Source organism: Psychrobacillus sp. PGGUH221 (assembly GCF_042055255.1).
GTDB lineage: Bacteria > Bacillota > Bacilli > Bacillales_A > Planococcaceae > Psychrobacillus.
In genome coordinates this window covers 153,471-176,815 of sequence record NZ_JAQMHQ010000001.1, presented here as the reverse complement: position 1 = coordinate 176,815, position 23,345 = coordinate 153,471, and the positions used below count along the sequence as shown (strand labels likewise).

General features: G+C 33.5%; 23 protein-coding genes and 1 riboswitch. Of the genes, 17 read left to right on the top strand and 6 right to left on the bottom strand.

All coding sequences use genetic code 11. The annotated features are described in order from the left end of the window. The first annotated feature begins 311 nt into the window (after window positions 1–311). From PGC35_RS00870 to PGC35_RS00860, 3 genes are all read left to right on the top strand, one after another. On the top strand, window positions 312–1,400 hold the full coding sequence (locus PGC35_RS00870; protein WP_375217824.1) for an SDR family oxidoreductase: 1,089 nt from the start codon (window positions 312–314) through the stop codon (window positions 1,398–1,400). 62 nt (window positions 1,401–1,462) lie between these two features. Further along, window positions 1,463–1,621, top strand: a riboswitch (yybP-ykoY riboswitch). Beyond that, window positions 1,622–2,389 (top strand): TerC family protein, encoded by a 768-nt coding sequence (locus PGC35_RS00865; RefSeq protein WP_275784407.1) that lies wholly within the window; start codon window positions 1,622–1,624, stop codon window positions 2,387–2,389. It abuts the riboswitch before it with no gap. 106 nt (window positions 2,390–2,495) lie between these two features. Beyond that, window positions 2,496–3,848 (top strand): TrkH family potassium uptake protein, encoded by a 1,353-nt coding sequence (locus PGC35_RS00860; RefSeq protein WP_053590199.1) that lies wholly within the window; start codon window positions 2,496–2,498, stop codon window positions 3,846–3,848. A 20-nt stretch (window positions 3,849–3,868) separates the two neighbouring features. Here the strand turns inward: PGC35_RS00860 and PGC35_RS00855 are convergent, their stop codons facing one another. Next, the gene (locus tag PGC35_RS00855; RefSeq protein ID WP_375217823.1) at window positions 3,869–5,629 is read right to left on the bottom strand and encodes a B12-binding domain-containing radical SAM protein; all 1,761 of its coding nucleotides are present in this window, start codon (window positions 5,627–5,629) and stop codon (window positions 3,869–3,871) included. Between the two features lie 196 nt (window positions 5,630–5,825). Between PGC35_RS00855 and PGC35_RS00850 the strand changes: the two genes are divergently transcribed. Both PGC35_RS00850 and PGC35_RS00845 read left to right on the top strand, forming a co-directional pair. Further along, on the top strand, window positions 5,826–6,911 hold the full coding sequence (locus PGC35_RS00850; protein WP_275784401.1) for an ATP-binding protein: 1,086 nt from the start codon (window positions 5,826–5,828) through the stop codon (window positions 6,909–6,911). Window positions 6,912–6,967: 56 nt separating this feature from the next. Further along, window positions 6,968–7,414: a MarR family winged helix-turn-helix transcriptional regulator gene (locus PGC35_RS00845; RefSeq protein WP_056827499.1), complete on the top strand. Its 447-nt coding sequence runs from the start codon at window positions 6,968–6,970 to the stop codon at window positions 7,412–7,414. Window positions 7,415–7,455: 41 nt separating this feature from the next. Here PGC35_RS00845 and PGC35_RS00840 read toward each other — a convergent pair whose 3' ends face one another. From PGC35_RS00840 to PGC35_RS00830, 3 genes are all read right to left on the bottom strand, one after another. Continuing rightward, window positions 7,456–8,058 carry a hypothetical protein gene (locus PGC35_RS00840; RefSeq protein ID WP_375217822.1) on the bottom strand — a complete coding sequence of 201 codons (603 nt, stop codon included), beginning with the start codon at window positions 8,056–8,058 and terminating at the stop codon, window positions 7,456–7,458. An 80-nt stretch (window positions 8,059–8,138) separates the two neighbouring features. Next, entirely contained in the window at window positions 8,139–8,750 is a 612-nt protein-coding gene (locus tag PGC35_RS00835; protein WP_082460679.1) for a CPBP family intramembrane glutamic endopeptidase, read from the bottom strand. Window positions 8,751–8,812: 62 nt separating this feature from the next. Further along, window positions 8,813–9,001 carry a YkvS family protein gene (locus PGC35_RS00830; RefSeq protein ID WP_053590192.1) on the bottom strand — a complete coding sequence of 63 codons (189 nt, stop codon included), beginning with the start codon at window positions 8,999–9,001 and terminating at the stop codon, window positions 8,813–8,815. Between the two features lie 126 nt (window positions 9,002–9,127). Between PGC35_RS00830 and PGC35_RS00825 the strand changes: the two genes are divergently transcribed. From PGC35_RS00825 to PGC35_RS00795, 7 genes are all read left to right on the top strand, one after another. After that, a complete protein-coding gene (locus PGC35_RS00825) occupies window positions 9,128–9,316 on the top strand; it encodes a hypothetical protein (RefSeq protein ID WP_056827494.1) in 189 nt (62 codons plus the stop codon). Window positions 9,317–9,410: 94 nt separating this feature from the next. Next, on the top strand, window positions 9,411–9,581 hold the full coding sequence (locus tag PGC35_RS00820; RefSeq protein ID WP_082460677.1) for an aspartyl-phosphate phosphatase Spo0E family protein: 171 nt from the start codon (window positions 9,411–9,413) through the stop codon (window positions 9,579–9,581). Between the two features lie 27 nt (window positions 9,582–9,608). Next, window positions 9,609–10,547: an AAA family ATPase gene (locus PGC35_RS00815; RefSeq protein ID WP_375217821.1), complete on the top strand. Its 939-nt coding sequence runs from the start codon at window positions 9,609–9,611 to the stop codon at window positions 10,545–10,547. Continuing rightward, a complete protein-coding gene (locus PGC35_RS00810) occupies window positions 10,544–11,704 on the top strand; it encodes a DUF58 domain-containing protein (RefSeq protein WP_375217820.1) in 1,161 nt (386 codons plus the stop codon). Before PGC35_RS00815 ends, PGC35_RS00810 begins: the two co-directional genes overlap by 4 nt. After that, on the top strand, window positions 11,697–12,938 hold the full coding sequence (locus PGC35_RS00805) for a hypothetical protein (protein ID WP_375217819.1): 1,242 nt from the start codon (window positions 11,697–11,699) through the stop codon (window positions 12,936–12,938). The genes PGC35_RS00810 and PGC35_RS00805 overlap by 8 nt, the downstream gene beginning before the upstream one ends. Window positions 12,939–13,076: 138 nt before the next feature. Then, on the top strand, window positions 13,077–13,946 hold the full coding sequence (locus tag PGC35_RS00800; protein WP_375217818.1) for an NAD(P)-dependent oxidoreductase: 870 nt from the start codon (window positions 13,077–13,079) through the stop codon (window positions 13,944–13,946). A 129-nt stretch (window positions 13,947–14,075) separates the two neighbouring features. Beyond that, the gene (locus tag PGC35_RS00795) at window positions 14,076–14,981 is read left to right on the top strand and encodes a chemotaxis protein (protein WP_056833374.1); all 906 of its coding nucleotides are present in this window, start codon (window positions 14,076–14,078) and stop codon (window positions 14,979–14,981) included. A 174-nt stretch (window positions 14,982–15,155) separates the two neighbouring features. Here PGC35_RS00795 and PGC35_RS00790 read toward each other — a convergent pair whose 3' ends face one another. Further along, a complete protein-coding gene (locus tag PGC35_RS00790; RefSeq protein ID WP_082355233.1) occupies window positions 15,156–15,620 on the bottom strand; it encodes a YkyB family protein in 465 nt (154 codons plus the stop codon). A gap of 204 nt (window positions 15,621–15,824) precedes the next feature. Here PGC35_RS00790 and PGC35_RS00785 point away from each other — a divergent pair, with 204 nt between their 5' ends. Together PGC35_RS00785 and fadH are read left to right on the top strand one after the other, a co-directional pair. After that, on the top strand, window positions 15,825–17,882 hold the full coding sequence (locus tag PGC35_RS00785) for a sensor domain-containing protein (RefSeq protein ID WP_375217817.1): 2,058 nt from the start codon (window positions 15,825–15,827) through the stop codon (window positions 17,880–17,882). 89 nt (window positions 17,883–17,971) lie between these two features. Then, the gene (fadH, locus tag PGC35_RS00780) at window positions 17,972–18,739 is read left to right on the top strand and encodes a 2,4-dienoyl-CoA reductase (RefSeq protein WP_053590184.1); all 768 of its coding nucleotides are present in this window, start codon (window positions 17,972–17,974) and stop codon (window positions 18,737–18,739) included. A gap of 303 nt (window positions 18,740–19,042) precedes the next feature. On the opposite strand, the gene PGC35_RS00775 is transcribed toward fadH, so the two are convergent. After that, complete coding sequence (locus PGC35_RS00775; RefSeq protein WP_375217816.1) at window positions 19,043–19,978, bottom strand: IS30 family transposase; 936 nt, start codon at window positions 19,976–19,978, stop codon at window positions 19,043–19,045. Between the two features lie 425 nt (window positions 19,979–20,403). Between PGC35_RS00775 and cbpB the strand changes: the two genes are divergently transcribed. From cbpB to PGC35_RS00760, 3 genes are all read left to right on the top strand, one after another. Next, entirely contained in the window at window positions 20,404–20,856 is a 453-nt protein-coding gene (gene cbpB, locus PGC35_RS00770; protein WP_053590183.1) for a cyclic-di-AMP-binding protein CbpB, read from the top strand. A 64-nt stretch (window positions 20,857–20,920) separates the two neighbouring features. Further along, window positions 20,921–22,390 carry an MDR family MFS transporter gene (locus tag PGC35_RS00765; protein WP_375217815.1) on the top strand — a complete coding sequence of 490 codons (1,470 nt, stop codon included), beginning with the start codon at window positions 20,921–20,923 and terminating at the stop codon, window positions 22,388–22,390. Between the two features lie 3 nt (window positions 22,391–22,393). Continuing rightward, the gene (locus PGC35_RS00760; protein ID WP_056827480.1) at window positions 22,394–23,272 is read left to right on the top strand and encodes a transcriptional regulator CcpC; all 879 of its coding nucleotides are present in this window, start codon (window positions 22,394–22,396) and stop codon (window positions 23,270–23,272) included. Window positions 23,273–23,345 lie beyond the last annotated feature (73 nt).

The window sequence follows — 23,345 nt, the reverse complement described above, 5'->3', positions numbered from 1 at the left end:
TTCTGCTTGATAAGGAATAAAGTACTCAAATGAAGTGTTAATCAATAATCTTGAAAACAGGATGTAGGCTTAACTTTCATTAAATTGTTTTTAGTTCATCCGATGATTCCAGGATGTGCGCCTTACACGCCGCAGAAACGCGAAGAATGAGACCCCGTAAAGGATGAGGGAGGCGGCAAAGGAGCGACTCATCCTGCAGAGGCTCATGCGTAGCGTGTGGCGAGCGCACATCCGTGTTCGTGTCTTCTCTAAGAAACGAAGGGTCTTCTCGATGGCTCATTTTTTAATATTTATACAAGGGGTGGGTCTAAATGTCGAACGCACTAATAACCGGTTTTCCTGGTTTTTTAGCTAAAAATATTATAAAAGAGCTTCGCCTTCAAAAAGCTTTTTCATCTATTTACGTACTCGTTCTTCCAGTTCAAGTAGATAAAGCGAAAGAAATGATAGCAGAAATCTATAAAGATGAAATACCAAATCAACAGATCATTATTGTGGAAGGAGATATTACAGAACCTAATGCCGGATTGAAAAATGAAACATTAAACATGCTACGAGAAAAAGTAGAGTATATCTGGCATTTAGCAGCAATTTATGATTTAGCAGTTCCAAAAGATATCGCTTGGAAAGTGAATGTTCATGGAACAGACATGTTTAATAAAGTAGTTGTGCAATTTCCTAATCTAAAGAGATATATATACTTTAGTACAGCCTATGTTGCAGGTAAAAGAGAAGGGAAACTATTAGAAACAGAGCTTATTAGACCAGATGGTTTTAAAAATTATTATGAAGAAACAAAATATGAGGCGGAATTGCTAGTAGAACAACTAAAAGAGTCCGTTCCTGTCACTATAATCAGACCTGGAATTGTAAGGGGCAATTCTGTGACGGGGGAAACAATTAAATTTGATGGGCCATATTTCTTTATTAATATGATTACTAATCTAAAATGGTTGCCCGTGTTACCTTACTTAGGAAAGTCACATTCTTTTATTAATGTTGTACCTAGTGATTATATAACACAAGCTTCCATATATAGCTGTTTTAGTGAGGATGCCCTTTCAAAAACGTTGCATTTGACTGATCCAAAACCATATCCAGTTGAAGAAGTGTATCGTGCATTTGTAAAAGAAATAACAGGGAAATATCCAAAAGGGAGAATACCATTATTTCTTGCAAAAGCATCTGTTTCTTTATATCTAGTTAGAAAGCTATTACAAGTAGAAAAGGAAACATTAGATTATTTAACATGGGATGCTTCCTTTGATACTACTGTAGCTGATAGTATATTAAAAAAAGGAAACATTACATGCCCAGATTTTATCGAATCTATCCCATCTATGATTGGATTTTATAACGGACATAAAGACGACAAATTGTATCACATTCAAATAAAGTAGATTTACCTTTACAAATTAATTTGTAATCGTTATAATGAATAACATAAATGGATATACTTTTGACATATGTCAAAGGGGAGTAGCTATAGGGAAACCTATTTCATAATCGTCATTACATGGCGTAAGCCATCGGTTATGATAGTAATTTTTAAAATTGCTTAGCAAGACCTTTGCCTTTTAATAGGCATGGGTCTTTTTATTTGCAAAAAAGGAGGATATTTATGGAAACAGTTTTTTTAGAGTATGCATGGGTCTTGCTAGTTTTAGTAGGTCTAGAAGGTTTACTTGCAGCTGATAATGCAGTCGTGATGGCTGTAATGGTAAAACACTTACCAAAAGAACAACAGAAAAAAGCGTTATTTTACGGGTTATTAGGTGCTTTTGTCTTTAGATTTTTAGCATTATTCATGATTACATTCTTAGTGAATATTTGGCAAGTTCAAGCAATAGGAGCAGCTTACTTACTATTCATTTCGATAAAACATATTTATGATCAACGCAAAAAACCAGGTCCACATATCGATGTAGAAGGAATGGAACCAAAAAAAGGTTCTGGATTTTGGATGACAGTATTAAAAGTTGAGCTTGCAGATATTGCTTTTGCAATAGACTCTATGCTTGCAGCAGTAGCAATTGCAGTTACTTTACCGTACGTAGGCGACTTTGATATAGGTGGTATAAATGCTGGTCAATTCTCCGTTATGTTCGCAGGTGGTGTCATTGGTCTAATCATTATGCGATTTGCAGCGCACAAATTTGTTCAATTACTTGAAAAGTACCCTTCACTTGAAACAGCAGCATTTTTAATCGTTGGTTGGGTAGGGGTAAAATTAGCAGTATTGACAATGTCTCATGACAAAGTTGGAATTCTACCTCATGATTTCCCACACTCTGCACCATGGGAAATTACTTTCTGGACAGTCTTGCTGGGTATAGCTCTATTAGGATATATATTCGGAGTAGTTAAAAACAAAAAAGAAGATGCGTAGTAATAAATTGTAAAAGTATGAAAAGATAGTGGTTAGTGCTATCTTTTTATGCTTTTTTTTCTTACAATGAGAAAACAGGCATGTGCTTATTGAAAGGAAACTATTTATGAGAACATTTCAAGTTAAACAAAAGTTTAAATTTACTCCAGCTCAAGTAATCGTAACGTATTATTTTATTGCTATTGCTGTATCAGTAATTCTTCTAAATTTACCAGGTGTTCATAGGCCAGGGGTTCATGTGGATTTTATTGATAGTTTATTTACCGCAGTAAGTGCAGTTAGTGTCACTGGTTTAACAGCGATTAATATTCTTGAAACATATAGTGTATTTGGATACTTTATGTTATTACTGATTCTCCAATTAGGTGGAATTGGAATTATGTCGTTAGGGACATTTATTTGGTTAGTTTCGGGAAAAAAAATTGGGCTTCGCGAAAGACAGTTAATAATGGTTGATCATAATCAGCCTAAATTATCAGGTGTAGTGAACTTAATAAAAGAAATTGTTAAAATTTTATTGTTAATTCAACTTATAGGAGCAGTTATATTAACTTTATATTTCACACAATATTATGATACATTCAAGGAAGCGATGGTACATGGGATCTTTACGTCTGTTTCGGCCACAACCAATGCAGGGTTCGATATAACAGGTGAATCTTTAATACCGTATCATCATGATTACTTTGTTCAAATAATTACTAGCATGTTAATTGTTTTTGGAGCAATTGGGTTCCCAGTTTTAATTGAAGTAAAAGAATTTCTTTCAAACAAAAATAAAAATTTTCGTTTTTCATTATTTACAAAGCTGACAACAATCACATATGCAATTCTTCTGATGTTTGGTACACTAATGATTCTTTTACTTGAAATGTTTAATTCAATGAAAGGAATGGCTTGGCATGAAAAGTTTTTTACAGCTTTCTTCCATTCTGTTTCATCTCGTTCAGCAGGTTTAACAACAGTAGATATTACATTATTCCAAGAAGGTACAAATTTTTTAATTAGTGTTTTGATGTTCATTGGTGCATCCCCAAGCTCAGTAGGTGGCGGGATACGTACGACAACTTTTGCCATTGCACTATTATTTTTAATCAATTTTTCAAGAGGTAAAGACAATATTCAAATTTTTCATCGTGAAATTCATTTAATTGATATTTTTCGAGCATATGCAGTAATAATTTTAGCTCTAGGTATGGTGTTTGCCGCAACTATTCTACTTTCTATAACTGAACCGGATATTCCAATTACATCTTTACTATTTGAAATAACCTCTGCTTTCGGTACTTGTGGAATGTCGCTTGGTATTACTGGAGATCTATCAATTATTGGGAAGGTAACAATTATGATATTAATGTTTATTGGACGAGTTGGTCTGATCTCATTTTTATATACATTAGGTGGAAAGAGTAATAAAAGTAAATATCATTACCCGAAAGAGCGAGTGATTATCGGATAATAGAAAAGCCAATTAATCCGTTAAAGGATTAATTGGCTTTGTTGTTTTTGTTCGATAAAAAAGAAATGTGGGGTTGGACCTTTTCCAAAAGTAGTAAGTAAGTATCCTTCTCTTTCTTTTATTATTCCCTGCAAATATGAGTCAACACAAATAGAGATTGGTGTTATAAAAGTTTGTTTATATAATTCACGTTCGTTCATCTGAAGTGATGCAAATTCATCCCCTGCAATAGATGGATTTAACAGAAGTTGTTTATATAGATAGGATTGTTCTTCTTTAGCAATGTCGTTTGACCACCAAGGTTTGCGTGGTTGGAATTTTTGTTTAGATAAATAATCTAGTTTCATAACACTTTGAACAACTGGTAAGGATAAGTTTTCAATTCCCATTAAAAAGGTATTCAATCTAATGAATAAATCCTCTAATTGATGACCAATTTTCGACCAATTTCTTTCCTCCCAAAAGGTACCAAATTGTTGGAAGAAATCAAATGGAGTATCAAAAATTTGATCGAACAAGTATTCAAGTGTTCGATCCATCCTATGCGCATTCCAATATTTCTCTAAAACATCTTCCACTTGTTTTATGCGAAGGATATCGTCAAAAGTTAACACATTATTAGAAAAGATTTCATACGGCGCTTGATCTACATAAACATAACCGTATTTTTTTGCTTCCACACGTAATCCAGTCCCACGTAGCAACTTTAAAAATCCTAACTGTAATTCCTCTGGGCGCATTTCAAATACTTCATTGAAAGTATTTCTAAAGGAATCATAATCTTCTTCTGGCAGACCGGCAATTAGATCCAAATGCTGATCAATTTTGCCTCCACTCTTAACCATTGTAACTGTACGTTTTAACTTCTCAAAGTTTTGTCTACGTTTGACAAGTTCGTTCGTTAAATCATTTGTTGATTGGACGCCAATTTCAAATCGGAATAGCCCTGCTGGTGCATTATCATTTAAAAATTGAATTACTTCTGGCCTCATAATATCAGCAGTTATTTCAAACTGAAAGACTACTCCAGGTAAATGTTCATCTATTAAAAATTGGAACATTTCCATTGCGTAGCTTCTACTTATATTAAAAGTTCGATCCACAAACTTTATTGTTTTCGCTCCATTTGCCATTAAAAAGCGAATATCTTCCTTCACTTTATCTCTATTGAAGTATCTAACACCTACCTCAATTGAAGATAAACAAAATTGACAGGAGAAAGGACAACCACGACTTGTTTCAATATAAACTATTCGCTTAGACAGAGTGGGTAAATCTTCTTCAAAGCGAAATGGTGAAAGAGATTCTCTTAAATCTAATTTTTTTGGTAGCGGATTTAGAATAAATTTGTCGTCTTGTACATATGCTACACCAGGTATGTTTTCAAGAGACTGTTTACCGTGTAGGAAATTTAACAGTTCCTTAAAAGAAATTTCTCCTTCACCAACGACAATATAATCTATTTCTTTTACTTGTCGTAACCAAATATTTGTGTCGTAAGAAACTTCCGGACCACCTAAAACAATAGTAATTTTTGGATCCACAGTCTTGAGAATTTTAATAACTTTTAACGTTTCTTCGATATTCCAAATATAGCAGCTAAAACCTACAATATCGGGTTTTTTCTGATATAAATCCGCGACAATGTTAAATGTGGGGTCTTTAATGGTGTATTCAGTGATAAGGGGGGAATATTCTGGTTCTGCATAGGATTTTAAGCAGCGAAGTGCCAAATTAGTATGAATGTATTTTGCATTTAGTGTTGTTAAGATTATATTCATTGTTAATAACTCCTTTTTACTTATTTCTATTGTAACAACAATGATTGTTGTTGTCGACAATATAGGTAAAAGGAATCATTTCATTATAAAAAAATTTGTGGAATAATCAGAATTAACAAATATTTTAAATGCTTCTTTTTTACATACTGTAAATACCCCTTTTTGGGATGATTTTTTAATCGTTAGGAGAGGATGGGTGACGTTTGTGGTAGTTGAAGCTAAATATAAGCAAAGATTTGAACATGTTTTTCAGCTTTATTCTGGAGGGCTTATTTTCATTAATCAAGAAGGAATAATTCTAGAAGTAAATTCAAAAGTAGAGAATATTCTACAAACCGATAGAAATGAGTTAAGTGGGATGAATGCATTTCATATTTTGAAAATGCTAAAAGCTAACCTTGAAAATAAAAAAGAGTTTATACAAGAACTTCACCATAAAGGGCAGGCGGAGTTTTTTTGTGAAATACAAACCTTCAGGGGTGAATTAAAATATATAAGAATTAGAGTTTCAAAACAAAAGGATGCAGATCTTTACTTAACGGAAGTTCATGATGAATCCGAAAAAATGAGAATGAAAAAGAGATTAGACCACACAGAATCTCTTAGCACTCTGGGGCAATTGGCAGCAAGTATTGCACATGAAATACGCAATCCAATGACGTCATTAAAAGGATTTACCCAATTATTGTATTCTACTGCAAATGATGATGGAAAAAGGTATTTATCCGTTATTAATGATGAAATTAATAGAATGGAAGAGATTTTAACGGAATTCTTAGAAGTTTCTAAGCCTACTACTCCTATATTTACAAACTTTGAGATAAAGAATCTAATTCTTGAAGTAGTTAATTTTATGGCTCCTCAAGCATTGATGCAAAACATAAATGCTACTATCAATTTTGAGATTGACCATACTCGAAAAATATTAGGTGATCGAAATTTATTAAAACAAGTATTTATAAATACGATAAAAAATGCAATAGAGGCAATGTCAAATGGAGGAAATATATATATAAATATTTCGGACATGGGTGATAAACCCTATGTGTGTGTTTCCATTGAAGATCAAGGACATGGTATAGAAGAAAAAGTTCTAGAAAAGATTTTTGATCCTTTTTATACAACTAAAACATATGGGACAGGTTTAGGGTTGGCACATATTAACAAAGTAATTGGTGAACATGGAGGAAATATTGAAGTAAGTAGTACAGTAGGAAAAGGAACTACTTTTACATTTCTGCTTCCTCTTCATAATGAGAACAAACATATTTTGACAATCTAATCACCTGACCTATATAATAGTGTTTAGTGTATTTTATTTAGGTGAGGATGACGAGAATGACAAATGAACAATCGAACAGTGCATTAAAGTTATTTATTGTGTTGTCACGTGCTCATAAAGTAATTCATGAAAGTACGAATCATTTCTTTCAAGAAAATGGTTTAAACCCGACTGAATTTGCAGTATTGGAACTCTTATATCATAAGGGGAGACAACCACTTCAGCAAATTGGGAACAAAATCCTTTTGGCAAGTGGCTCTATTACATATGTAGTAGACAAGTTAGAAAAAAGAGGTTATATTAGTCGTGTTTCTTGTGATTCTGATCGTCGAGTGACTTTTGCAGAAATTACAAATGAAGGAAATGCATTCATGGACGAACTTTTCCCAAGACACGAGAAACAACTGGTTGAATTAATGGGAGCTCTTTCAGAGGAAGAAAAACTAGAAGTTATCGACCTTGTAAAAAAACTTGGTTTATCCATTAAAAATTTGTCGTATTAATAAAAAAAGCTTCTGATTAACTACTAATCAGAAGCTTTTTTTTATTTACTTTTTATTGTTCCTGCCATTTGTATGAAAGTTTCTAATGCAGGAGTATCAGCTGTATCAAATATAGTAAGTTTTACTATCAATCCGTCTGTTTCAAAAGTATATCCCGTAACTTTTCCATCTGGAGTATCTATTTGGAACCCTTTAGCTTGCTGAATAGTATCACTAGCAGGCAGTTGATTTTCATCTGTTATTTCTTCTAATGTTCCTTCCTCATTGGAAGCCTTTAGTGTTTCCATTAAATTGTTTGTAGTTTCTTCTAAATTGACTTCTTCCTTATTAAAGGTTTCAATTCTCATCGACTGTAAATCATTTTCTTTATTGAAAAGTAAATCCTTGTTCGGTTCTTCTCCAGTCAGTTCAAAACCTTCTACAACTGTGATGGAGTAGTTTTGGCTTTCGCTTTCTGTAGTAGTACCTTCAAGTACTTGTTGCGGCTCAGTGGAACTAGTTGAATTATTTTGTGATTGTCCATTTTCAGTTGCTTCAGTAGTAGGTAGATCGTTAGTGTTTTCAGATTCATTAGTTGTTGTACCACAAGCAGAAATTAAAACTGTAAGTAGCATAACAGACAATAAAGAATAAAACTTTTTCATGATTTTCCAGCTCCTTTAAAAAAATAAGTTATACTTCTTTATTTATACATATTATTAGACGTAACTGATTAATAATTGTTTCAGACAATAGGGAACACTAAAAATAACAAGACTAACAAAATGATATGGGCTAAAATAATAAGAGGCATACTTTTTTTCCATTCATATAAAATTCCCAGAATGAGTCCACAAATGAAAGCGCCTAACATACCTAGCCAAAATCCGCTAAATATAAAAGAAAGGCTAGATAGTACTGAACTAGCAATAATAGCTTTTGAAGGAGTCATCCACCGCTTCAATTGTTGCTGTATATACCCTCTCCAAAAAAATTCTTCACCAGGTGCTATAATGAACAAAAGCAATAGAAAATGCCAAATGGAAGTAGGCGCAAAGTTACCAAAAAATTGGTTGACACTTGTGGTCGATATACCTGGAATCCACTCAAGTAATTTATATCCTCCTGCAATTATGGCATACATCAAAAATCCAAATCCTACACCATAAAGAATATATTCAATTGTTTTGATCTTATCATCTATCTTAGCGTAAAAAAATGCAATCGACATGAGAAAAAGGACCGTAAAAGTGTAAAAGTACCAAAATACCTTTTCATTAGAAAATGTGATCCAAGTAAAGGTATAAGCTAAAAGTAAGGTTATGATTAAACCCAATAAGGGTATTTTTCTGTTCAATAAAAGCACATCCTAAAAATTATTTAAAATACCGTTCTTCTAATCGAGGAACGGCATGACGTTTAGTCTTCATTACTATATAATATTTTATAACGCTTGTGGTTGACTACGGTTTTTTCTTCCATTTCAAGTTCATTAAAGTTCTCCATATATGTTAAATCAACGATTACAGAGTTCTCATTGACTTTTTCAACAATACCTTGGAGACCATCTCTAAATTCTATTATATTACCAACTTCTGCAACTTTCACAGATTGTCCCTCCCCTTTTAGAACTTAATACATTACAGTTTGCCCTAAAAAAAGGTATTCGTAAAGTATTTTAATCCGAAAGCGGCAAAATATACATCGATTAATAAAAAGAAAGGAACGAGCTATATGGAATCTTTTGAAGAGAAGCTAAATATGCTAAAAAATGGTACTATAAATACATTAGAAATAACAAAAGAGGAATTTCTTCCATTTCGAGAAGTATTATTAAAAAGAGAAGATTTTAAACATTTTTCAGGAAAAGCTAAACAAGGTGGTCATGTCATTTATACGTATTTACTAACACCAAGAAGTTGATTGTCGTGAATTGTCGAAATGTTTTTGTTTAAACACTTAAAGCAAAAGGTATATTGAAATGAAAATATATATTTTGTAAAAGGGGTTGTTCTAAATGGTAGAATCTATTTTGAAACAAGTGGAATTTACAAGGGAAAAGATGATCCAAACAGCTATAGAAAAGGGAATGCAAGATCAAGATACTATTCGATTAAGTAAAGAGCTTGATTTGCTATTAAATATATTTCAATATGAAGAAAGCCAAAATATACAATATAAAAAATAGATTAGTTATTTAAGGGAGAAATTGTTCATGCATAGTATCTTAGTACTACAAAAGGAACTAAACCAATCTATAATTGGACGGGAAAGAGAAATTGAATTGATGCTGATGGGATTACTATGTGGGGGGCATGTGCTTTTAGAAAGTGTACCAGGTTCTGGAAAAACTATGATGGCTAAGTCTTTTGCCGAAGCTATTCATGGAGACTTTAAAAGAATACAGTTTACACCAGATGTATTACCTTCAGATATAACTGGAATTAGTTTTTTTCATCCTCAAAAGCAAGAATTTATTCTAAGAATAGGACCCGTGATGAGTAATATCCTACTCGCAGACGAGATAAACCGTGCAACACCGAGAACTCAATCAAGTTTACTGGAGGCCATGGAAGAGAAACAAGTAACAATTGATGGAGAAACAATTAATTTGTTATCCCCTTTTATGGTTATCGCAACTCAAAATCCAGTAGAGTCTCAGCAGGGTACTTTTCCACTTCCTGCTGCACAATTAGATCGTTTTCTATTTAAACTAACGATTGACTATCCATCTATGGAACAAGAAAAAGTTATATTACAAACATTTGGACGTTTACCAGGGGAAGTAAGAACAAAAAAAGTAGTGACATTAGAACAAATTGAACTATGGGCTGAGCAAGTAAAGGAAGTAGCTGTGCATGACGACATCATGACTTACATAGTCCAAATTGTAAATGGTACTAGAAATCACCAATTTATTGAATTAGGGTTAAGTAGTCGTGCTTCTCTTGCATTACTTCAAGCAGCTAAAGCTCATGCTTATATTAATGGTAGAATGTATGTTACTCCAGATGATGTAAAAAAAGTGATTGACCCCGTCTGCCTTCATCGCATGAAACTTTCTCCTCAAGGAATGCTAATTCATAATCTAGCAGACATAATGAGAGAACTAGTCAGTGAAATTGAAGTTCCGGTTGAGGCTATTTCTCGATGAATTGGATACGTCAAGATTTTGGTATGAGAAATACAAAATTATTCTTAGATTTTCTCATCGTTATATGTATAATCACTCTTCTCCTCAAACAATATCTATTATTAGTTGTTTTAACTTTAATGCTATTTATAGTTTTTTTGCAAATGATTTATTTTAAAAAAGTCGGAGAGAAATTAGTTCTAATTAATGAAAAAAAGAGAGTTCGTTTATTAATAGGATCGACTTCTAATCTGGTATTAACTTTTCAAAACAAAGGGTTACCAATTTGGAACGGAACTCTATTAATATCTTTTCAAGATTCTATAACCCCATATGGTATCACCAATAGAACTATTGCAGGTTTACACGAAGTGAAAGCTCCTTTCTCTATAGGCTTTAACAAGCGAGTAACGATAAAAATACCCATAACAGGTGACCATAGAGGGCTTGCTAGGATAAACCAAATCGAAATTCAAGTTCCACATCCTTTAATCGACGGATCAGTTTTGCTTGATTTTAAGCCATTTATATTAATAGATGCAATTGTATTCCCCAAAATATATCCCATCAATGAGAAGCTACATCCATCTAATGTAAAACAAGGTCACTTACAATTGAATTCTTCTTTATATGATGATCCTTATTTTCCAGTTGGAACAAGACAATATGAACCTGGAGACCAATTTCATCATATACATTGGAAAGCTAGTGCTAAAATGCAAGAATTACAAACGAAAGTATTTACTAAGGTAGCGAATGTATCTATCCTTTTTGTCTTAAATATAAAGAACAAGCATGGGGTAGTGGCAGATTTTGAAGAAAAAATTGAGTGGTTAGCTTCCTATATAGACGCTTGTTATAAAGAAGATATACCTTTCTCTTTTGCAATAAATATACGAACATATGGGAAATTCCCTTTTGTATATTTACCAATAGGAAGTGGGGATACGCATAGGATACGAGCTTTAGAACTACTATCCGTATTATCTTGGAGCGACAGTCTAGTTCCATTTGATAAGATGATTGCGTACATAAATATGAAGGAAGAACTTCCAGTTGCTGTTTATATTATGACACATAATCTAGAACAGTTTTTACCATTTTTAAGTCAATGGGAACAACGGTCAAACGTTTTGTACGTAACGGATATAATTCAAAGGGAGGCTTCTCATGTATAAGTCTACCCGAATGATCAATATTCAAGTTCAGTCGTTTGGAAACTATTTGAGAGATATATGGATCGTTGCTTTGATTTTTGTATTGATACAAAATCAAACGGCTATATCGTTACCTATTATTTGGATTGGTCTACAAGTAATCATTTCAGTCGTTTCCCTATTAGTGTTTAGAAAAACGGGTCCAAATATGGTTGTACCTTTTATTCTCCCTTCATTGATCTTGTTGTTGCTTTTCCTTTTCGGATCTCCTTTTTGGTTATTTTTGATAGGAGTATTGATTTCAATATGGAGACTTCACGCAAGATTTAATACATCTCAAAATGGGTACCATTTAGATAGCAGCTTTATGCTTATATTTTTTGCAACTTTTCTCTTAGTCCATTTTGTTAGTTTTATTTTGGGGCATGAAAACTATCAGTATCTTCTTTATACTGTGTTTTTAACCGGAATAGCACTGTTCATGGGCATAAGAGTATTCTCTATCTTAGTGAATACAGACAAGTCTAATTCCATTTCGAAAGCAAAAATTTTTGTTTTCTATCTAGTTAGTATCGTTTGTTTAGCTAGTCTATCTGTTTGTATTTATTTTATTGCCCCGATCATTAGAAAAGGGATAGATATCCTGTTAGTATTTATTTTTAGTATTTTAATAATACCATTTAGACCTCTAATAGAATATCTAGAAAATTTCATAGGTGGATTACAGATTAAAGAAATAGAAGAGAGCGAACGCTTACAGGTTGGGGAGCAAAGCGAAAACAAGCTAAGAGAACCTATAAAGGAAGAAATGATTACGAATTTCCCATTTGAATGGATTCTATTTGGCATAGTAACTATTGCATGTATATTATTAGTTCGATATTTATTAAAAAATAAACCCGAGAAGTTAGAATTGGAGCAAGTTTATATCCAATATGAGAATGAAGAAATGAATGATGAACAAGAAAAGAAAAAGAGCCAATTAAAAACCATTTACAAAGTTGAAACGTCTCTATTACGAGAAAGATATTTACAGTTTGAAGTTGAATCGAATTCATTTGACTTAGGTAGAAAACGGGATGAGACAGTAAGAGAGTGGTTTAATAAAATGGGTTGGAAAGTTAATGATGAATTTTTTCAAATTTATGAGGAAGTAAGGTACGGTGGGCATACAATTGCTACACCAAAAGCAGAAGTATTTATTAAAACATTAAATGAAATAAAAAATAAATTTTTTATTTATAAAGATGTTTAAAACTATGAAATACGGGGCATAGTAATAAAGAACACAGCAACATTCTCATTTCCCCCTTTTTAAGGACCATCCAAATTATTTGGATGGTCCTCTTTTTTTGGTACACTATACTTATTAAATATTACTGGGGGAATCAAAATGGATAATAAACTGAAAATTGGTTTTATTGGAACAGGTGTAATGGGGAAAAGTCTAGTAAAGCATTTATTAAAGGCTGGTCATGAAGTAAATATTTATACGAGAACAAGAGAAAAAGCAGAAGAACTGATTGAGTTAGGATCAACTTGGGCAAGCACTCCAAGGGAAATAGCTAGCACTTCACAAATTGTTTTTACAATGGTTGGATACCCATATGATGTAGAGGAAGTATACTTAGGTGAACAAGGGATATTAAGAGCAGATAACAAGGGACTTATAATGATCGATATGACAACTTCAACACCAACACTAGCACAAAAAATAGAAAAAGAGGCGAAAGAAAAAGGAATGCACTCATTAGATGCTCCTGTTTCTGGAGGAGATGTAGGAGCGCAATTAGGTAAGCTTTCTATTATGTGCGGTGGAGAAAGAGCTACGTTCGAAAAAGTACTACCTGTTTTAAGCTTATTTGGGGAAACAGTAATATACCAAGGCCCTTCTGGTGCTGGTCAGCATACAAAAATGTGTAATCAAATTACAATCGCTACAGGCATGATTGGGGTTTGTGAAGCACTCGCTTATGGTAAAAAAGCTGGTTTGGATTTAGAAGAAGTTTTACGATCCATTTCAACGGGAGCAGCAGGATCGTGGTCATTAAGCAATTTAGCGCCAAGAATGATTGCGGAGAATTTTGAACCTGGATTCTATATTAAACATTTTGTAAAAGATATGAAGATTGCATTAGATGAAGCAGAAAAAATGAATCTACAGCTTCCTGGATTGCAACTTGCGAAGTCTATGTATGAAGAACTAGTCGAACAAGGCTATGAAAATAATGGTACTCATACTTTAATAAAAGCGTACGTTTGATATCAAATTTTTAATAAGGCCAAACTTCTTCTTCATATAGAGAATTAAAATAATACAAATGGTATAGGAACTATTAACTACTCTATGGTACAATCTATTTAAAGATTTGTAGATGAAGGGACGAGTCATATGAATGAGCAAAAAGGTATTTTACTTGAAAGTGGAACGAATGAATTAGAAATCGTTGAGTTTCAAGTTGGTTCAAATAAGTTTGGTATAAACGTTATTAAAGTTAAGGAAATTATTCAGCCAATCCAAGTTACTTTTATACCTCATGCACACCCACATGTGGAGGGCATTGTGCAATTACGAGGAGAGGTTCTTCCAGTTGTAAGTATGGCAAAGGTTCTAGCATTGCCTGTAGGACCTAAAAATGAACAGGAAAAATATATAGTGGCGGAGTTTAACAAACAAAGAGTTGTTTTTCATGTCGATAATGTGACACAGATTCATCGTATATCTTGGAACCAAATAGAAAAACCTTCGGATATATATCAAGGTAGCGCTTCTCATGTGATTGGGGTAATTAAGCGAAATGAGGAAATGATTCTATTGCTTGATTTTGAACGAATCATCGTAGATATTAATCCAGAATCAGGAATTAATGTAGAATCAGTAAAAAAACTTGGAAATCGTGAACGTTCTAATAAGAAAATTGTAGTTGCAGAAGATTCACCGCTTCTAAGAAAGTTATTGAATGACACATTAAGTGAAGCAGGTTACGTAAACATTGAATTTTTTGAAAATGGAATAGACACGCTTGCTTATTTAGAAAGCTTGGAAAAAGTATCACCAGATGTATCGGAGCATGTTCAATTAGTTGTCACGGATATAGAAATGCCCCAAATGGATGGACATACCTTAACAAGAAAAATTAAAGAAAACAGTAATTTAGGTAAGCTTCCTGTTTTAATATTCTCTAGTTTAATTACCGATGATCTCCGCCATAAAGGGGACCAAGTAGGTGCTGAAGATCAAATTAGTAAACCGGAAATAGCAGAATTAGTTCTAAAAATAGATCAATTTATATTATAAAAAGGATAAGTAGATTATACATATCTTATTGCTTTCCATCAGGTGCTGCAGCTTATATCCATTTTGTAAGTTTAATAGTGCCTTAAATTAAATACAACAATAAATACCTATTGCCACAAAAAAGCTAGCATGTTTACCATGCTAGCTTATTATGTATAATGCAAGATTTCATTATTATTGATCTAAATAAGATTTTGATGGTTTCTTAAAAGTATTTGCATATTTGTTAGGATATAAAGGAATTCGATTAGAGGTTTTTTTTATGTCTTTTATAGACTGAGGTCCTATATATTCCGTTAGTAATTGTTTTGCTAACCGTAAATTCATTTTACGTATTGGATTTCTATAGGTTTCATCAAGATGGCCGAGGTGTGGCAAGTTCTTAAAATCCTCTTTTACTGGAATTACATGAAAATAATAGTCTGCACATTGTATTAATACTGAGGATTGTTGCTGACTGAATCTAGGGTTTCGAACAAAGTGTAGTCCAATTTTTTTTGCCTTGTTTTCGGTTAACATTTTATGGAGTGCTAACTTCTTTAATTCGTATAGCGGCTTGTTGTCAATTGCGGTTTTAGCATGTCGATTAACAGTATAAATAGCTGTAGCGATACGTTTATCATCGGTTGTATTAGTCATAACATCCCTCCTCCGCTTATTCATATAGATACTTTAATCATACCAATTTCCAGTTTAATTGTATACAAAAATCAATGAATATATCATATGAAAATATATCGATTGGTAAATTAAACATAAATAAAAATTGGTCGATAAAATATAGTAAAGTACTTTAAAATACAGAGGGCATATAAATTTTTGATGTATATATTGGAGGATTAAATGAATAATTCAGCAGAAATAGCACTTGCTGTAAAAAATTATATAGTAGATATAATAAATGAAAATTCTTTAATATTTACTTTCATAATAAGAATGGATGAACGTGAGAATTTCTCACTCATATATACAAATAACTCTGGAGCAAGTTTTTTTACCCATACATTACAATCTAAAAATGAATTCCTTTCTGAGGTTATTTCTAAACAAATGCAAAGTCTTTTTAATTTGGTTTCGGACACAAACGAAAAACTGTTCCTTCAACAATCCATTGTATTCGAAAAGGTAGAATATATTTTTGATATTTCCATAAAACAAATCGATGAAAAGAAAAAAATATTTGGATTAACTATGCACAATAAATCGAATGAAGAAGTTGAAAAAAAGGCTTTAATAGAAGCGAAGGAAAAATATTTATCTTTAGTAAGTAATAATTTGGATTCTGTTTTCTTTGTCAATGAAAATGGAACAATAACGTATTCAAATTCTATTGCATTAAAAGAACTAGGATATGAAACAGAATTTGTAAAAAATAAACCAGTGGAGCATTTTATCGAAGAAAATTCTTTAAGGAATTTTCAATTAATGATGAAACAAACGTTAAGTGGTTACCCTACTGAAATGCATAACTGTTTAATACTGCATGAAAAAGGTCATTACATAACTGTATATTTAAAGGCTATTCCTAACGAAATACTAGGAGAAATACACGGTTTTCATCTTTTCATACGAGATATGACAGCTGCAGTAGATGAAAAGGACCAATTATTTTATTTAGCATACCATGATCATTTAACAGGCTTATGGAACCGTCGGGCATTAAAAGAGCATTTACGAGAGAATTTAGAACAAGCTGAAAAAAATGAAAGTCAAATTTCAATTATTCGTATAGACTTAGATAGATTTAAGTTGATAAATGAATCACTGGGATATAATTCAGGCGATGAATTGTTAAAGAAAATTGCTGATCGGCTTGGTTTGTATATTGATAAAAAAAATAATTTATATAGACAAAGTGGCGATGAGTTTGTTTATATCTTAAAAGGGAAAACTAGGGACCAAACAAGTGTTTTTGCAGAAACTATTTTAGCTGAGTTATCAAAACCTATATACTTAGATCATCAAGAGTATTTTGTTACTGCATCAATTGGTATATCTATGTATCCGTTTGATGGAAAAAATTTAGACGAATTACTTATCAAAGCAGACCAAGCATTATACGTTGCAAAAGATAGAGGAAGAGCACATTATCGTTTTTTCCAAGATCAAATGAACTTATCTTTTCCAAATGAGGCACTTATGGAATCACATTTAAGAAGAGCTATTGAAAAAGATGAACTTACGATTCATTTTCAGCCTCAAGTGAATTTAGTCACTGGGGAAATAAATTCTTTCGAAGCGTTACTACGGTGGAATAATAGAAAATTTGGATACGTGTCACCTATGCAATTTATTCCTCTTGCTGAGGAATCCGGTATGATTATGCAAATAGGCGATTGGGTATTAGAAGAAGCCTGTAAACAGTTGAAATATTGGCAGGAAAAAGGATATCGTCCAGTTCGAATTGCGGTAAATATTTCACCAAAGCAGTTCAAGCAAGAAAATTTTGCGATAAAAATTAGGGAAAAAATAAATAAATATCAAATTACTCCTTCATCATTAGAAGTAGAAATTACTGAAAGTGCCATGACTCATTTACAAGATACGTTAATAATGTTAAAAGAATTGAAGGAGATTGGTATTGTCATTTCAATTGATGATTTTGGTACAGGTTATTCATCCTTGAGTTACCTTAAAAAATACCCAATTGATATTATTAAGATAGATCAATCTTTTATTAAGGACATGGAAACTGATGATAAAAATGCAGCTATTGCCAATACTATTATCCAGTTAGCGCATAGCCTAGGCATGGAAGTTGTGGCAGAAGGTGTGGAAAAGGACAAACAAGTAGAAATATTAAAAGCTGCAAAATGCCAAAAAGCACAAGGATATTTTTTTAGTCGACCAGTACCGATTGAAGCTATTAATGAGTCCTATATGAAAATAGAAAAAGCGTAAATTTCTTTTTAGAGTTTTACGCTTTTTCTATATTATTATGATAAAATATGAGTGAATGTTCATTCAATTCCAAAAAAAGGGGTGTTTTTATGTTGAATGGTAAAACGATAATTGTTACAGGTGGATCAAATGGTATGGGAAAGTATATGGCAATGAAGTTTGTTTCAGAAGGAGCAAATGTTGTTATTACTGGACGTGATTTAGAAAAACTGGAAAAAGCAAAAGAAGAAATTGAATCTATCGGAAGTACGATTTCTATATTTCAGATGGATGTCCGTAACCCGGAACATGTTGGTGCAATGGTATCTTTTACAGATAATACGTATGGACAAATTGATGGATTAGTAAATAATGCTGCAGGAAATTTTATTGTAGAAACAGAGAAGCTTTCTCCAAATGGATGGAAAGCTGTAATTGATATTGTATTGAATGGAACTTTCTATTGTTCGAGTGCAGTAGGAAACTATTGGATTGAAAAAGGTAGAAAAGGTTCAATATTAAATATGCTTGCGACATATGCTTGGGGTGCCGGTGCTGGAGTAGCTCATTCAGCTGCTGCAAAAGCCGGTGTAATGTCTCTAACTCGTACGTTGGCTGTTGAATGGGGCACGAAGTATGGGATTCGAGTGAATGGAATTGCACCAGGTCCAATAGAACGTACAGGGGGAGCGGGTAAGCTTTGGGAATCTGAAGAGGCAGCGAAAAGAACACTTCAGTCTGTTCCTTTACGAAGACTAGGCCAGCCTGAAGAAATAGCTGAGCTTGCTGCGTTCATTATGTCAGAGAAGGCTTCTTATATGAACGGAGAAATCGTAACTTTAGATGGCGGACAATGGTTAAATCAGCATCCATTTTGATTCCAAATTATCACACTAAACTATAAGCATTCACGCTAGTCGCACGTCATTATACGCCATGTATACCAAGTCGTAATAACTATTTGTTGTCTCATGTAATACTAAATACAATATATTATGGAAATTATACTGTATTACAGTGGGTGTTTCCAGGATGAGCGCCTTAAAAGCCGCAGGAGAGCGAAGAATAAGACCCTGTAAAGGGATGTGAGAGCTACAAAGGAGCGACTCATCCTGCGGAGTCTCATGCCTAGCGTGCGGCAAGCGAGCATCCGTGTTTTACTTTTTTTATATGATACTTTGTCAAATTAAGTGCAACAGTTGCTCATTAAAAGTCTCGCTTGCTGTTTTCCAACTAAGACATTTTCTTGGTCGATCATTAATTAAATTTAGTGCTCTCGTGAGTTCTTCTGGCGAAACCTTATCAAAATTAGTTTTTTTAGGGAAGAACTCTCGAAGTAAGCCGTTACTATTTTCATTACTTCCTCGTTGCCAAGAAGAATAGGCATCCGCAAAATAAATATCAATTTTCAGATCGTTTTCCAACGCCTTATAACAACTAAACTCTTTCCCTCGATCTGTAGTAGCAGTTTTGATGGCTCCTTCTGGGAGCTTTGAATGTAATTTTCGTACGGCATCTTCCATCGATTGTGCGGAGCGATTTGGGATAAGAATCCCTACATACCAACGTGTCATCCGTTCAACAAACGTAGCTACACAGCCTTTGGCTTGCCCACGGCCGGAAACAACCGTATCTAATTCCCAATGACCAAATGTTTCGCGTTTACGGACCTCTTTGGGACGCTTCGAAATTGGTGTACCGATATTAAAACGTCCTCTTGTCTCACGGGGTTTTTGACGCTTTCCTTTTTGACGGAGAACCGACATAGGTACCTCTACAAGTCCATCGTAAATCCAACGATAAATCGTTTTAAAACTTAGACGCCCCTTATACAAGCGGCCGACAATTTGTTCAGGTGACCAGGTATCCAATAGTTTTTCTTGAACAGCCTCTTTTAGCTCTGGTGTAAATTTGGACTTGGCTCCACAATTAGATTTATTAAGTTGATAGCGTATATGTGCCTCTTCAGCTGTACAATTTTCATGACGTTTTAACTCTCTTGAAATGGTGGAAGGTTGACGATCCAGTAATTTGGCAATCCTTCGAATGGAGTAACCAAGGTCAAGATAAGCTTCTATTTTCGCACGTTCAGATATGGTAAGATGGGTATAGCTCATAATGATTTCCTCCGTTTAAATGTTGTGTGGTAACTACATTTTACACGAGGTTGTTATGGGCTACTTTTATTTACTATAGGTGTTGCACTTAATATTACAATTCATCATATATAAAAATATGAAAGAAAACGATTCTTTTATGTAAGTTGTATTAAGGATGTGCACCTTTTCAGACCGCTGGAGAGCGACTCATCCTATGAAGGCTCATGTGTATCGGAGGCAGGAGCACATCGGTTTTCTCTGCTCTAATTTGCTAATAAAGATTCTATTAAGCTGACTAACTCATGATTTTTGAGTAACAATGGAAAAGAAAAAATTATACTTGATTGAAAGCGATTTCATAGTTTTTTATTCCTCGCATATGCTATCATAGTTTTATAGGTTATGTTTTCAAATGATGAAAACAAACAAAGGAGTAGAAGGCGATGATTACGGTGAGCAGTAAAGACTTTTTACAAATTCCAATTGAGGGATATATTATTTCAGCAGAAAAAGTAGCACATGTTCAATTAGGAAATAATGCAGAGCATGCGCTGTTAGTCTTAACAAAAACAGGATATTCTTCAATCCCCGTATTGGATGTGAAATACAGACTACAAGGATTAATAAGCACACAGCAAATTACAGATGAAATTTTAGGGTTAGAACATATTGAATACGAAAGACTACCTTCCTTAAAAGTGGACGATATAATGAAGACAGATTTACCAGTCATTCATATTAAAGAAAAATTTCAAAAAGGGTTAGACTTACTTGTAAATAATCCATATGTTTGTGTGGTCGATGATGAGCGTACGTTTTTGGGAATCTTAACTAGAAGAGTGATATTGAAGCAAATGAAAAAGTATTTATACCAAACGCAAGAATCTGAAGTATAATTGTTTTACGATTAGTGAAGGCCTTTTATGAAGGTCTTCTTTTTTTTGAAGTGAGGGGTTTATGATGAAATCTAAAGTGACCAAACGGCCTTTTGTTCTGATATCCGTAATGTTAGCAATGTTTATGGGAGCCGTGGAAGCAACTATTGTAGCAACTGCAATGCCGAGCATTACTTCTGATTTAGGTGGGTTTTCTAGGTATAGTTGGGTGTTTTCGGCCTATTTATTAATGAGTACAATTACTGTTTTAATATATGGCAAGCTTGCTGATATTTTTGGACGAAAAGTAGTCTTTTTTATTGGAGTTAGTTTATTTTTAAGTGGATCATTGTTATGTGGATTCTCAACTACTATGGAGCAGCTTATTATTTACCGACTAATTCAGGGTTTAGGTGCTGGTGCTGTCCAACCAATTGCAACTATTATTATTGGAGATGTGTATCAAGGAGAGGAACGGGCGAAGATTCAAGGCTACTTGTCAAGCGTTTGGGGTATATCTGCTGTGTCCGGACCTGCTATAGGGGGTATATTGGTTGAAACAATTGGCTGGCAATTTGTGTTCTGGGTAAATATACCTTTAGGTCTAATTGCCATGATAGGCATTGGATTGTTTTTACATGAAACAAGTCCAAGAAAAGATACGACTGTGGATTATAAAGGAGCTATCTTATTAACTGCTCTCCTTTCGTCCTTATTATTTTGGCTAGTGGAGGGTGGTCAATCGTTCCCATGGAAATCACTTACTAGTTTAAGCTTGATACTAGTAGTTATTGTCGGACTTTACTTCTTTATAAAAGTGGAAAAAAGAGCAAGTGATCCTTTTATGCCATTTTCTATATGGAGAAATAAAACGATATTATTTGCCAATCTAATTTCTTTTTTCACAGGGGTTATATTAATTGGTTTATCTAGTTATATACCGATGTATGTTACTGGGGTAATGGAACAAAAGGCTATTGTTGCTGGATTTACACTAACAGCAGTTTCAATTGGATGGCCAATAGCATCAACCATAGCTGGTCGATTATTAACGAAACACGGAGCTTCTAAACTGTCATTTGTAGGTACATTATTTTTAATGATTGGTACCTTTTCGTTTATTTTTATTAATCCAACTCTTAACCCTATTGTTATTGCTTGTTGCAGTTTCTTAGTAGGTATAGGTATGGGACTAACTAGCACTTCTTTTATCGTTACTATTCAGGGTACTGTTGGACAAGAATTGAGAGGTGTGGCAACAGCAAGCAATCTATTTATGCGTAACTTTGGCAACACGGTAGGTGCTGCGCTCTTAGGTACAATTGTTAATGTAACATTAGGTAAATACTTAAAACATAACGGGTCTACTGAAGATTTGAGTATTATAGATCAATTGCTAGATGCAGAAGAAAGAAACGTTTTTTCAGTAGAGGAATTGTCCTTTTTGCAAGCAGGTCTAGATAATGCGTTACATACTGTGTTTATAGCATCATTTATTATTGCGATTATTTGTTTCATCCTGGTATTTGGAATACCAAAAAAGAAAGGGGTATAAATTATGACTTCTGATTTTCAAATTATTAAAGTATTGGCGGAAGAATTAAATATGCGTAAAGCTGCTGAGCGCCTTTTTTTGTCACAGCCGGCACTTTCTTTACGTTTACAAACGATAGAAAAAGATTGGAATGCAAAACTGTTTTTACGCTCTCAAAAAGGTCTGACTCCTACACCAGAAGGAGAATTAGTAATAGAGTTTGCCAATAACACGATTCAACAAAGAGAAGAAGTAATGGAAAGTATTCAGTCCTTATCCTCTAAAGTGCATGGAACTTTAAAAATAGCATGCGCCTCTATAGTAGGACAGAATTGGCTACCGAAAGTATTAAAAGATTTTGTTCAAACATACCCAGAAGCTAAAATTTCCCTACTCACAGGATGGAGTTCGGAGATTGTTAAGTCAATTTATGACGGTGAAGCACATATTGGTATAGTTCGTGGTCAATCTGATTGGAAAGGGAAGAAGACACATTTGTTCCGAGATACACTTTATTTAGTGGATAAAGAGATGACATCCGTAGACGATGTTTTAACGACAGAGAAACCATTTATTCAATTTAAAAGTGATTCAAATTATTATCAAGAAATACAATTATGGTGGCAAAAACACTTTTCTACCAATCCGAAAAGACAAATTATTGTAGATCAAATTGAAACTTGCAAGCAAATGGCTGTAAATGGGATAGGTTATGCTATTCTTCCATCCATTACGCTAAATGGACAAGAAGATGTACATAAAATCCCTTTAACAAACCAAGAAGAACAATTTGAATTGACTCGAGATACATGGCTGATCGGCTATGATGCCTCTTTTGAACTTCCACAAGTAGAAGCTTTTGTGGAGATTGTATACAAACATGCGGAGAGTTTCAATAATTGAGAAGAACTTCCTTTTCATTTTTTTGAAGGAACCTCTGTCTGTAATTAACGTACTAATACATATAAAGAAAAAG

What these genes read in the sequence shown, in the direction of transcription:
- PGC35_RS00870 (WP_375217824.1), top strand. Translation starts at nt 312, where the DNA reads ATGTCGAACGCACTAATAACCGGTTTTCCTGGTTTTTTAGCTAAAAAT.
- PGC35_RS00865 (WP_275784407.1), top strand. Translation starts at nt 1,622, where the DNA reads ATGGAAACAGTTTTTTTAGAGTATGCATGGGTCTTGCTAGTTTTAGTA.
- PGC35_RS00860 (WP_053590199.1), top strand. Translation starts at nt 2,496, where the DNA reads ATGAGAACATTTCAAGTTAAACAAAAGTTTAAATTTACTCCAGCTCAA.
- PGC35_RS00855 (WP_375217823.1), bottom strand. Translation starts at nt 5,629, where the DNA reads ATGAATATAATCTTAACAACACTAAATGCAAAATACATTCATACTAAT.
- PGC35_RS00845 (WP_056827499.1), top strand. Translation starts at nt 6,968, where the DNA reads ATGACAAATGAACAATCGAACAGTGCATTAAAGTTATTTATTGTGTTG.
- PGC35_RS00840 (WP_375217822.1), bottom strand. Translation starts at nt 8,058, where the DNA reads ATGAAAAAGTTTTATTCTTTATTGTCTGTTATGCTACTTACAGTTTTA.
- PGC35_RS00825 (WP_056827494.1), top strand. Translation starts at nt 9,128, where the DNA reads ATGGAATCTTTTGAAGAGAAGCTAAATATGCTAAAAAATGGTACTATA.
- PGC35_RS00820 (WP_082460677.1), top strand. Translation starts at nt 9,411, where the DNA reads ATGGTAGAATCTATTTTGAAACAAGTGGAATTTACAAGGGAAAAGATG.
- PGC35_RS00815 (WP_375217821.1), top strand. Translation starts at nt 9,609, where the DNA reads ATGCATAGTATCTTAGTACTACAAAAGGAACTAAACCAATCTATAATT.
- PGC35_RS00810 (WP_375217820.1), top strand. Translation starts at nt 10,544, where the DNA reads ATGAATTGGATACGTCAAGATTTTGGTATGAGAAATACAAAATTATTC.
- PGC35_RS00805 (WP_375217819.1), top strand. Translation starts at nt 11,697, where the DNA reads ATGTATAAGTCTACCCGAATGATCAATATTCAAGTTCAGTCGTTTGGA.
- PGC35_RS00800 (WP_375217818.1), top strand. Translation starts at nt 13,077, where the DNA reads ATGGATAATAAACTGAAAATTGGTTTTATTGGAACAGGTGTAATGGGG.
- PGC35_RS00795 (WP_056833374.1), top strand. Translation starts at nt 14,076, where the DNA reads ATGAATGAGCAAAAAGGTATTTTACTTGAAAGTGGAACGAATGAATTA.
- PGC35_RS00790 (WP_082355233.1), bottom strand. Translation starts at nt 15,620, where the DNA reads ATGACTAATACAACCGATGATAAACGTATCGCTACAGCTATTTATACT.
- PGC35_RS00785 (WP_375217817.1), top strand. Translation starts at nt 15,825, where the DNA reads ATGAATAATTCAGCAGAAATAGCACTTGCTGTAAAAAATTATATAGTA.
- fadH (WP_053590184.1), top strand. Translation starts at nt 17,972, where the DNA reads ATGTTGAATGGTAAAACGATAATTGTTACAGGTGGATCAAATGGTATG.
- PGC35_RS00775 (WP_375217816.1), bottom strand. Translation starts at nt 19,978, where the DNA reads ATGAGCTATACCCATCTTACCATATCTGAACGTGCGAAAATAGAAGCT.
- cbpB (WP_053590183.1), top strand. Translation starts at nt 20,404, where the DNA reads ATGATTACGGTGAGCAGTAAAGACTTTTTACAAATTCCAATTGAGGGA.
- PGC35_RS00765 (WP_375217815.1), top strand. Translation starts at nt 20,921, where the DNA reads ATGAAATCTAAAGTGACCAAACGGCCTTTTGTTCTGATATCCGTAATG.
- PGC35_RS00760 (WP_056827480.1), top strand. Translation starts at nt 22,394, where the DNA reads ATGACTTCTGATTTTCAAATTATTAAAGTATTGGCGGAAGAATTAAAT.